Here is an 11111-nt window from a genome sequence, read left to right as displayed (position 1 = left end):
GGGGCGACGGCTCGTACGGTCGGTAGGTCGACCCGGTCAGGCGGAGAGGCCCAACTCCCTTGCGATCAGCATCCGCTGGACCTCGCTGGTGCCCTCGCCGATCTCCAGGATCTTGGAGTCGCGCCACATCCGCGCCACCGGGTACTCGTTCATGAAGCCGTAGCCTCCGTGGATCTGCGTCGCCTCGCGGGCGTTGTCCACGGCCACCGTGGAGGAGTACAGCTTCGCCAGCGCCGCCTCCTTCTTGAAGGACTCGCCGAGCACCAGCCGCGACGCCGCGTCCCGCCATCCGATCCGGGCCATGTGCGCCCGCATCTCCATGTCCGCGATCTTGAACTGGATGGCCTGGTTGTCGCCGATCGGGCGGCCGAAGGCGTGCCGCTCCTTGGCGTACTTCACCGACTCGTCGACACAGCCCTGCGCGAGTCCGGTCGCCAGCGCCGAGATCGCGATCCGGCCCTCGTCCAGGATCCGCAGGAACTGCGCATAGCCTCGGCCCTCTTCGCCGAGCAGGTTCTCGGCGGGCACACGGACGTCGTCGAAGGACAGCTCGCGGGTGTCCGAGGCGTTCCAGCCGACCTTGGAGTACGGGGCGGCGACGGTGAAACCGGGGGTGCCGGACGGGACGATGATCGAGGAGATCAGCGGCCGGCCGTCGGGCTTGCGGCCGGTGACGGCGGTGACCGTGACCAGACCGGTGATGTCCGTACCGGAGTTGGTGATGAAGCACTTCGAGCCGTTGATGACCCAGTCGTCACCGTCGCGGACGGCGGTGGTGCGGGTGCCGCCGGCGTCGCTGCCCGCGCCCGGCTCGGTCAGACCGAAGGCGCCCAGGATCTCGCCGCTGCACATCCGGGGCAGCCACTCCTGCTTCTGCTCCTCGGTGCCGAAGCGGTAGACGGGCATCGCGCCGAGCGAGACACCCGCCTCCAGGGTGATGGCGACGGAGGAGTCGACGCGGGCGAGCTCCTCCAGCGCGATGCCGAGGGCGAGGTAGTCGCCGCCCATCCCGCCGTACTCCTCCGGGAAGGGAAGACCGAACAGGCCCATGCGGCCCATCTCGCGGACGATCTCGTAAGGGAACTCATGGCGCTCGTAGTAGTCGCCGATCTTCGGGGCGACGACGTCGTGGGCGAACTCCTCCACGGTGCGGCGGAGTTCCTCGTGCTCTTCGGAGAGCCGGTGGTCGAGGGACATGGCTAGGACTCCTTGTGGGAGAGCGCGCGAACGGTACGGGAAGGGCTCGGTCGGCCCAGTTGGTCGGCCATCCACAAGCTGGTGGCGGTGAGGGCGGCCAGGTCGACCCCGGTCTCGATGCCGAGGCCGTCGAGCATCCACACGAGGTCCTCGGTGGCGAGGTTGCCCGTGGCGCTCTTCGCGTACGGGCAGCCACCGAGGCCGCCGGCGGAGGCGTCGACGGTCGTCACACCGTGCCGGAGCGCGGCGAGGGTGTTGGAGAGCGCCTGCCCGTAGGTGTCGTGGAAGTGCACGGCGATACGGGAGGTGGGCACGCCGGCCTCGTTGAGTCCCTGGAGCAGGGCCTCCACATGGCCGGGGGTGGCGACGCCGATGGTGTCGCCGAGGCTCAGCTCGTCGCACCCCATCTCGGCGAGGGCCTTGGTGACGCGGACGACCTGTTCGACGGGGACGGCACCCTCCCAGGGGTCGCCGAAGCACATCGAGAGATAGCCGCGGATACGGAGTCCCTGCTCTATGGCGCGGGTGACGACGGGCTCGAACATGGCGAGGGCCTCGTCGACCGTGCGGTTGAGGTTGGCCTTCGCGAAGGACTCCGTGGCGGAGGCGAAGACGGCGATCTCGCGGGCGCCGAGTGCCATGGCGCGGTCGAGCCCGCGCTCGTTGGGAACGAGGACCGGGAGCCGGGCCGGAACGCCCTTGAGGAGCGGGAACAACTCCTCGGCGTCCGCCAGCTGGGGCACCCACTTGGGGTGGACGAAGCTGGTCGCCTCGACGGTGGAGAGCCCGGCGGCGGCGAGGCGCCGGACGAACTCGGCCTTCGTTCCCGTCGGGACGACGGTCTTCTCGTTCTGGAGCCCGTCGCGCGGACCGACCTCGTGGATCCGCACCCGGGCGGGGAGCCCGTGGGTGGGCACGGTCATGGGCAGGCCCGTGGTCATGATTCCTCCCTGGGGGTCACCACGGCGAGGATCTGGTCCATGGCGACGGTGGAGCCGGGGGTGACGTCCAGCTCGGTGACGGTGCCGGCGTGCGGGGCGGAGATGACGTGCTCCATCTTCATCGCCTCGACGACGAGCAGACTCTGGCCGGCCTCGACCTCGTCCCCGACCCCGACCTTCACGACGGTGACGGTCCCGGGCATGGGCGCGGCGAGCGTGTCGGCGCCGCCGTGGCGGGCGCCGGTGAGCGCGGCGGCGACGGGGTCGTGATCCAGGACGTGCCAGGAATCCCCGTCACGGCCGAGCCAGACGCCCTCGGGGGAGCGGGCGACGCGGAAGCGGTGGGTGACCCCGTCGAGAGACAGGGTGAGCTCCCGATCCCCGGTGGCCGGCGGACCGCCGACGATCGCGGCGGTGACCGCGCCGGCCGCCTCCGGGTCGCCGAGCAGCAGTTCGGCGCCGGACGCCGCGCCGCGCACCCGGACGGTCACCGGGTCGTGGCCCGGGACGCGGAACTGCGGCACGGTCCACGCGGGCGTGCCGCCGAGGCGCCAGCCGCTGCGGACGTCGAAGGGGTCGACCCAGCCGGCGCCCGCCGGGGCGGCCGAGGCCTCGCCCGGGGAACCGGCGGGGCGGGCGCCCCACGCGGTCAGCAGGGCCGCCGCCGCGTACACCTCGTCCGGGACACCCGTCGGGACCAGGCTGTCCGCGTCGCGTTCCACCAGGCCCGTGTCGAGGTCGCCGCTCACCACCGACTCGTGGGCCAGCAGGCGGCGGAGGAAGCCCGCGTTCGTCGGGACGCCCAGGGTCGTCGTGGCCGCCAGCGCCGCCCGGAGGCGACGGAGCGCGGTGGGGCGGTCCGGCGCGTGGACGATGACCTTAGACAGCATCGGGTCGTACAGGCTGCCGACCTCGGTGCCCTCGCTCAGGCCCGAGTCCGTGCGGACACTGTCGCCCTGCGGCTCGTGGAGCGCGAGGACCGTGCCGCCCGAGGGGAGGAAGCCGCGCGCGGGGTCCTCCGCGCAGACGCGGGCCTCGATCGCCCAGCCGTCCAGGCGGATGTCGGACTGCGAGAAGCCCAGCTTCTCGCCCGCCGCCACCCGCAGCTGCCACTCCACCAGGTCGATCCCGGTGATCAGCTCCGTCACCGGGTGCTCCACCTGGAGCCGGGTGTTCATCTCCATGAAGTAGTACGAGGACGGGTCCACGCCCGGCACGATGAACTCGACCGTGCCCGCGCCGACATACCCGCAGGACCGCGCCGCCTCCACCGCCGCCGCGCCCATCTGCTCGCGGATCTCCGGCGTCAGCAGGACGCTCGGCGCCTCCTCGATGATCTTCTGGTGGCGCCGCTGCAGCGAGCACTCGCGCTCACCGAGGTGCACGACGTTGCCGTGCCCGTCCGCGAGGACCTGGATCTCGATGTGCCGCGGCCGGTCGATCCACCGCTCCACGAGCAGCGTGTCGTCGCCGAACGACGACCGCGCCTCGCGCCGCGCCGCCGCGATCTCGTCGGTCAGCGTCGACAGGTCGCGTACGAGCCGCATTCCCTTGCCGCCGCCGCCCGCCGAGGGCTTCAGCAGGACGGGGGCGCCCAACTCGCGGGCCGCCGCCTCCAGTTCCGGATCGGCCGCGCCGGGGACGACCGGCACGCCCGCCGTCTTCACCGTCTCCTTCGCCCGGATCTTGTCGCCCATCAGGGAGATCGCGGAGGCCGGCGGGCCGATGAAGACCAGGCCCGCCTCCGCGCACGCCTGCGCGAACCCGGCGTTCTCCGCCAGGAAGCCGTAGCCGGGGTGGACCGCCTGCGCGCCCGTCCGCCGGGCGGCGTCGAGGAGCGCCTCGACCGAGAGGTACGACTCGGAGGCAGGCGGCGGACCGATCCGAACCGCCGTGTCCGCCTCCCGTACATGACGGGCCTCGGCGTCCGCGTCGCTGTACACCGCCACCGAGCGGACGCCGAGCGTCCGCAGGGTGCGGATGACCCGGACCGCGATCTCGCCCCGGTTGGCCACAAGGACTGTGTCGAACATCTTCTGAGGTCCCCTCACATCCGGAAGACGCCGAACTGGGGGTCACCCAGGGGCGCGTTGGCGCAGGCCGTGAGGGCGAGGCCCACCACCTGTCGGGTCTCCATCGGGTCGATGACCCCGTCGTCCCAGAGCCGTGCCGTCGCGTAGTAGGCGCTGCCCTGGGTCTCGTACTGCTCGCGGATCGGGGCCTTGAAGGCGTCCTCCTCCTCCGCGCTCCACTCGTCGCCGAGCTGGTCCCGCTTGACCGTCGCGAGGACGGACGCGGCCTGCTCGCCGCCCATGACCGAGATCTTGGCGTTGGGCCACATCCACAGGAAGCGCGGCGAGTACGCCCGGCCGCACATCGAGTAGTTGCCCGCGCCGTACGAGCCGCCGACGACCACGGTCAGCTTCGGGACCCGGGTGGTGGCCACGGCCGTCACCATCTTGGCGCCGTGCTTGGCGATGCCGCCGTGCTCGTACGCCTTGCCGACCATGAAGCCGGTGATGTTCTGCAGGAAGAGCAGCGGGATGCCGCGCTGGTCGCACAGCTCGATGAAGTGCGCGCCCTTCTGGGCCGACTCGGCGAACAGGATGCCGTTGTTGGCGACGATGCCGACCGGGTGCCCGTGGATCCGGGCGAAGCCGGTGACCAGCGTCTGCCCGTACTCGGACTTGAACTCCTGGAAACGGGAGGCGTCCACGATCCGCGCGATGACCTCGCGGACGTCGTACGGGGTACGGGAGTCCACCGGCACCGCGCCGTACAGCCCGGCCGGGTCCACCTTCGGTTCCTCGACCGGCTCGACCGACCAGGGCAGCGGGCCCCGCTCGGGGAGCGTAGCGACGATGTTCCGCACGATCCGCAGCGCGTGGGCGTCGTCCTCGGCGAGGTGGTCGGTGACGCCGGAGATCCGCGAGTGGACCTCGCCGCCGCCCAGCTCCTCCGCCGTGACGACCTCGCCGGTCGCGGCCTTCACCAGCGGCGGACCGCCGAGGAAGATCGTGCCCTGGTTCCGTACGATCACGGCCTCGTCGCTCATCGCCGGGACGTACGCGCCACCGGCCGTGCAGGAGCCGAGGACCGCCGCGATCTGCGGGATGCCGGCGCCGGACATCCGGGCCTGGTTGTAGAAGATCCGGCCGAAGTGCTCGCGGTCCGGGAAGACCTCGTCCTGCATCGGCAGGAACGCGCCGCCGGAGTCCACGAGGTAGAGGCAGGGGAGACGATTCTCCAGCGCCACCTCCTGGGCGCGCAGGTGCTTCTTCACCGTCATCGGGTAGTACGTGCCGCCCTTGACGGTCGCGTCGTTGGCGACGATCACGCACTCGCGGCCCGAGACCCGGCCGATGCCGGCGATGACTCCGGCGGCCGGTGCCTGGTCGCCGTACATGCCGTTCGCGGCGAGCGGAGCCAGCTCCAGGAAGGGCGACCCCGGGTCCAGGACGGTGTCCACGCGGTCCCGCGGCAGCAGTTTGCCGCGCGCGGTGTGCCGGGCGCGGGCCTTCTCGCCGCCGCCGAGCGCGGCCGCGGCGAGTTTGGCGCGCAGCGCGGCGGCCAGCTCGTGGTGGGCCGCCTCGTTGGCCTGCCAGGCCGGCGACGCGGGGTCCGCCGCGCTCGTCAGCACAGGTGCCTGCTGCATCGACTGAGCTCCCTTGCTCGGTTAATGAGCGTTAACGTATGGCTTTCAGGTTAACGACCGCTAACCCCATTGTCTAGAATCGATTCCATGACCACCACCGCCAGGACCGACGCCCCCACGCGCCGCGAGCAGATCCTCAAGGAGGCCGCTCGCCTCTTCGCCGAGCGTGGGTTCCACGGCGTCGGCGTCGACGAGATAGGAGCCGCCGTCGGCATCAGCGGCCCCGGGCTCTACCGGCACTTCGCGGGCAAGGACGCGATGCTGGCCGAGCTGCTCGTCGGGATCAGCGAGCGGCTCCTGGACGGCGGGCGGCTGCGCGTGGGCGAGGGGGAGAGCGACCCGCGGGCGCTGCTCGGCTCGCTCATCGACAGCCACATCGACTTCGCGCTCGACGACCGGCCGCTGATCACCCTCCACGACCGGGAGCTGGACCGGCTGAAGGACGAGGACCGCAAGCGGGTGCGACAGCTCCAGCGGCAGTACGTGGAACTGTGGGTGGCGGTCGTACGGGAGCTGTACCCGACGTCTTCCGAGAGCGAGGCGCGGGCGGCGGTGCACGCGGTGTTCGGGCTGCTGAACTCCACTCCGCACCTCGCGGCGCTCGGGCGTTCGGCCATGGAGGAGCTGCTGCGGCGCCTCGCCCATGGGGCGTTCGGGGCCCTGGGGACTTCGTAGGCGCCCGCCCCGGCGTCGTGTCCACCCTCCCCCCGGCGGCTTCGCCCGGGGGCACCGGCATTCCGCTCCGGCTCGCCCTTCGGAACGATTGCCCACAATCGGTGAGGGTCCTTCAGAATGAGCACCATGCCGATACTCAGTCGCCCCGCCCTCGTCGAGCACCTTGTACGGACCCGGATCGCAGGTGATGTCGCCACCCCGCGCGACAACAACCTCTCCCACTACCGCAAGCTCGCCAACGGCGACCGGCACTACTGGCTCGGCCTCGAGCTCGGCGACCGGTGGACCGACGAGCAGGACGTGCTCGCCGTCATGGCCGAGCGCTGCGGGGTCAACGACGACCCCGCCCACCGCACCGGGCAGGACACCATCGACCCCGAGCTGACCGTCGACGCCCTCGACCGGGCGGCCGCCCGTCTGCGCAAGGCCGCGGCGGGCAAGGAGCGGGTGCTGTTCGCGACCGGTCACCCCGGCGCGCTGATCGACGCCCACAGTCGGGTCGCCGCCGCCCTGCGGGCCAAGGGCTGCGACATCGTGCGGATCCCGGGCGGGCTCATCGCGGACGAGGGGTACGTCGTGCAGTTCGCCGACGTCGCGGTCTTCGAGCGCGGCGCCACCCTCTGGCACACCCATTCGCCGGAACCCATGAACGCGATCCTGGACGCCCTCGGCGAGGACGGCCGGCCGGACCTCGTCGTCGCCGACCACGGCTGGGCCGGGCGCGCGGGCCAGTGGGGCGTCGACTCCGTCGGCTACGCCGACTGCAACGACCCCGCCCTCTTCATCGGCGAGGCCGAGGGCACCATGCAGGTCACGATCCCCCTGGACGACCACGTCCTGGACCCCCGCTACTACGAGCCGCTCACCGACTACCTGCTCGACGCGTCCGGCCTGCTCTGACCCGGGGACACCCCCGGTGTCGGGTCCAGATAGACCCGGCGGACGGCGGGGAAGCGCTCCCGCAGCTGCTCCTCCGCCTCCTCGCAGGCCCACTCGACCTGCTCGGCCGAGGACACGTCACGGAAGTCGACCTTCGCGGCGATCATGACCTCGTCCGGGCCCTGGATCAGCGTCGTCAGCTCCAGCACGTCGATGATGTGCGGCACCGACAGCAGCTCCTCGCGGACCTCCTCCCGCATCGGCCGCGGCAGCGGGCGGCCGATCAGCAGCTCCGCGTTGGAGCGGCCCAGCACCCAGGCCACGTACACCAGCAGTGCGCCGATGAGGATCGAGGCGACGCCGTCCCACACGGCCGAGCCGCTGATCTCGGCGCCGAGCAGGCCGCCCGCCGCGAGGAGCAGTCCTGCCAAGGCGGCCGAGTCCTCCATCACCACGGCCTTGACGGTGGTGTCGGGGGTGAACCGCAGATAGCGGCCGAAGGGCGCCTTCATCCGTTCCGCCTCGCCCCTGACCTGGCGGACGGCGGTCCGCAGGGAGAAGCCCTCCAGCACGAAGGCGACGCCGAGCACGATGTACGAGACCAGCGGGTCGCCCAGCTCCTCGCCGTGGACGAGCGTGTGGATGCCGTCGTAGACCGAGAAGACCGCGCCGCCGACGAAGGTGGCGACGGCGGCGAGCAGCGCCCAGACGTAGCGCTCGCCGGCGTACCCGAGCGGATGGTCCTCGTCCGCCGGCTTCTCGCTCCGCTTGAGCGCGGTGAGCAGCATGACCTCGGTGACCGTGTCGGCGACCGAATGGGCCGCCTCGGAGAGCATCGCGCTCGACCCGCTGATCAGACCCGCCACCGCCTTGGCGGCGGCGATCCCGAGGTTCGCCACCGCCGCCACGATCACCGTGAACACGCTCTCGCCCTGTTCCGCCATGGATCGGACGGTATGTCCGGCCAGGGGTGCGGAAGGCGAACGACACCACCCCTCCCGAACGACGGTGCTAGAAATGAGTCATGGCTGGTTTCATCAGCCACATGCGCTCGATGCTGAGCGCACGCACCGTCGCCCGTCAGGTCTTCTTCCTCCAGGTGGCGATCGTGGTGCTCCTGGTCGTCGCGGCCATGGTGGCGCTCGTCCTGCAGTCCCGTACCGACAGCGAGCGGGAGGCCCGCACCCGGTCCCTCGCGGTGGCGAAGACCTTCGCCAGTGCGCCCGGCCTCGAAGAGGCACTCGCCGGCCCCGACCCCTCGGCGGTCCTGCAGCCCAGGGCCGAGCTGGCACGAGTCGGGTCCGACGTGGCGTTCATCGTGGTGATGACACCCGAAGGAGTGCGCTACACCCACCCCGACCCCGCCCAGATCGGCCGGAAGTACATCGGCACGATCGCCCCCGCCGCGGCGGGCGGAATCGTCAGGGAGACCGTCACCGGAACCCTCGGCCCCTCCATCCGCGCCGTCGTGCCCGTCGTCGGACAGAACGGCGAGGTGATCGCCCTGGTGGCCGCCGGAGTCACCAGCGACCAGGTGAGCGGGATCGTCGAGGCGCAGCTGCCGCTGCTCTTCGGCACCGCGGCGGCCGCCCTCGCCCTCACCACCGGCGGAACAGCGCTGGTCAGCAGGCGGCTGATGCGCCAGACCCACGGTCTGGGGCCCGCCGAGATGACGCGGATGTACGACCATCACGACGCGGTGCTGCACTCCGTACGCGAGGGCGTGCTCATCCTCGACGGCGACCGCCGACTGGTCCTGGCCAACGACGAGGCGCGCCGGCTCCTCGATCTCGCCCCCGATGCCCCCGGGAGCCCGGCGCTGGACCTCGGGATCGACCCGGACATGGCCCGGCTGCTGGACTCGGGCCGTCCGGCCGCCGACGAGGTGCATGTGGCCGGGGACCGCCTGCTGGCGGTCAACCAGCGGCCCACCGACCGTGACGGCGGTCCGCCCGGCGCCGTCGTCACCCTGCGGGACACCACCGAACTGCGGGCGCTCACCGGAAGGGCCGACATCGCGCGGGAGCGGCTGCGGCTGCTGTACGACGCCGGGATATGCATCGGGACCACGCTCGACGTCGTGCGGACCGCTCAGGAACTGGCGGACTTCGCCGTCCCCCGGTTCGCCGACTTCGTCACCGTCGACCTCGCCGACCCGGTCGTCCTGGGCGAGAAGCCGGCGGGGCGGGGCGCGGACGTGCGCCGCGTGGCGTTCCGGGGCATCCGGGACGACAGTCCGCTCTACCCGACCGGCAGCCTGATCAGCTTCGTGCCGTCCACTCCCCAGGCGGCCGGCTTCGGGACGGGGAAGGTGGTCATGGAGGCGGACATGGCCGCGCTCTCCGGATGGCAGGAGCAGGATCCGGCGAACGCCCGCAGGCTTCTCGCGTACGGGATCCACTCGATGATCGCGGCCCCGCTGCGGGCCAGGGGCGTCGTCCTGGGCGTGGCCACGTTCTGGCGCGCCGAGAAGCCCGAGCCCTTCGAGGAGGACGACCAGTCGCTCGCCGAGGAACTTGTCGCCCGCGCCGCGGTGAGCGTGGACAACGCCCGCCGCTACACGCGCGAGCACACCATGGCGGTGACCCTGCAGCGCAGCCTGCTGCCCCGGGCCCTTCCCCAGCAGACCGCCGTGGACGTCGCCCACCGCTATCTGCCGGCGCAGGCCGGGGCCGGCGGGGTGGGCGGTGTCGGCGGGGACTGGTTCGACGTCATCCCCCTCCCGGGCGCCCGGATCGCGCTCGTCGTGGGCGATGTCGTCGGGCACGGCCTGCACGCCGCCGCCACCATGGGACGGCTGCGCACCGCCGTCCACAACTTCGCGAACCTGGATCTGCCCCCGGACGAGCTGTTGTGGCACTTGGACGAGCTGGTCGCCCGGATCGACGAGGACGAGGGTGAGCACGGGAACGAGGACGTGGACGAGGACGAGAACGGCTACGGCGGCGATGGCGGTGCGGTCGCGCAGGTCACCGGCGCCACCTGTCTCTACGCGATCTACGACCCGGGCTCACGGCTCTGCACCCTCGCCCGCGCCGGGCATCTCGGCCCCGTCCTCGTGCGGCCCGACGGAAGCTCCGAGTTCGTCCAGATCCCCGGTGGTCCGCCACTGGGTCTCGGCGGTCTCCCCTTCGAGACGGTCGAGCTGGAACTCCCCGAGGGCAGCACCCTCGTGCTCTACACCGACGGTCTCGTCGAGGACCGCGGCCGCGACATCGACGAGGGGCTCGAGCTGCTGCGCCGCGCGGTCGCCCACCCCGGCCGCTCCCCGGAGGAGACCTGCCGCGCCGCCCTGGAGTGCCTGCTGCCCGGTCGCCCGCGCGACGACGTCGCCGTGCTCGTCGCCAGGACCCGCGTCCTGGACGCCGACCGCACCGCCGCATGGGAGGTGCGCTCCGACCCCTCCGCCGTGGCCCCCGTGCGCGCCGAGGCCACCCGGACGCTGGAGAGCTGGGGTCTGCACGAGGAGGCGTTCGTCACCGAGCTGATCCTCAGCGAGCTGGTCACCAACGCCATCCGCTACGGCACCGGCCCCATCCGGGTACGGCTGATCCGCGACCGGGTCCTGATCTGCGAGGTCTCCGACGGCAGCAGCACCGCCCCGCACCTGCGCCGGGCGGCGGAGTCGGACGAGGGAGGCCGCGGTCTGTTCCTGGTGGCCCAGTTCGCGGAGCGCTGGGGAACCCGGTACACCGCCGAGGGCAAGGTCATCTGGACGGAACAGATCATCCCCGGCCGGATGCCCGGCCGGGGATGATTCCGCG

General features: G+C 72.0%; 8 protein-coding genes. 3 read left to right on the top strand and 5 right to left on the bottom strand.

From position 1 onward, the window contains the following. Positions 1-36: 36 nt before the first annotated feature. The 4 genes from ACFQ7Q_RS14100 to ACFQ7Q_RS14085 are packed head-to-tail and all read right to left on the bottom strand — an operon-like array spanning position 37 to position 5793. Entirely contained in the window at positions 37-1197 is a 1161-nt protein-coding gene (locus ACFQ7Q_RS14100) for an acyl-CoA dehydrogenase family protein (protein ID WP_362357566.1), read from the bottom strand. Between the two features lie 2 nt (positions 1198-1199). Next, positions 1200-2138 (bottom strand): hydroxymethylglutaryl-CoA lyase, encoded by a 939-nt coding sequence (locus tag ACFQ7Q_RS14095; RefSeq protein ID WP_383553934.1) that lies wholly within the window; start codon positions 2136-2138, stop codon positions 1200-1202. Next, entirely contained in the window at positions 2135-4171 is a 2037-nt protein-coding gene (locus tag ACFQ7Q_RS14090; RefSeq protein WP_383553931.1) for a biotin carboxylase N-terminal domain-containing protein, read from the bottom strand. Before ACFQ7Q_RS14090 ends, ACFQ7Q_RS14095 begins: the two co-directional genes overlap by 4 nt. 14 nt (positions 4172-4185) lie before the next feature. Beyond that, on the bottom strand, positions 4186-5793 hold the full coding sequence (locus ACFQ7Q_RS14085) for a carboxyl transferase domain-containing protein (RefSeq protein ID WP_383553928.1): 1608 nt from the start codon (positions 5791-5793) through the stop codon (positions 4186-4188). A gap of 87 nt (positions 5794-5880) precedes the next feature. On the opposite strand from ACFQ7Q_RS14085, the gene ACFQ7Q_RS14080 reads away from it, so the two are divergent. Next, positions 5881-6468: a TetR/AcrR family transcriptional regulator gene (locus tag ACFQ7Q_RS14080; protein WP_383553925.1), complete on the top strand. Its 588-nt coding sequence runs from the start codon at positions 5881-5883 to the stop codon at positions 6466-6468. Between the two features lie 126 nt (positions 6469-6594). Beyond that, complete coding sequence (locus ACFQ7Q_RS14075) at positions 6595-7368, top strand: phosphatase (RefSeq protein ID WP_383553922.1); 774 nt, start codon at positions 6595-6597, stop codon at positions 7366-7368. On the opposite strand, the gene ACFQ7Q_RS14070 is transcribed toward ACFQ7Q_RS14075, so the two are convergent. After that, positions 7338-8291 carry a cation diffusion facilitator family transporter gene (locus tag ACFQ7Q_RS14070; RefSeq protein ID WP_383553918.1) on the bottom strand — a complete coding sequence of 318 codons (954 nt, stop codon included), beginning with the start codon at positions 8289-8291 and terminating at the stop codon, positions 7338-7340. The genes ACFQ7Q_RS14075 and ACFQ7Q_RS14070 overlap by 31 nt on opposite strands. A gap of 80 nt (positions 8292-8371) precedes the next feature. Here ACFQ7Q_RS14070 and ACFQ7Q_RS14065 point away from each other — a divergent pair, with 80 nt between their 5' ends. Continuing rightward, a complete protein-coding gene (locus ACFQ7Q_RS14065) occupies positions 8372-11104 on the top strand; it encodes a SpoIIE family protein phosphatase (RefSeq protein WP_383553916.1) in 2733 nt (910 codons plus the stop codon). Positions 11105-11111: the final 7 nt, after the last annotated feature.

The organism is Streptomyces sp. NPDC056527 (assembly GCF_042794475.1).
GTDB lineage: Bacteria > Actinomycetota > Actinomycetes > Streptomycetales > Streptomycetaceae > Streptomyces.
The sequence above is the reverse complement of the archived record's forward strand: the minus strand, read 5'-3'. Positions and strand labels throughout refer to the sequence as shown.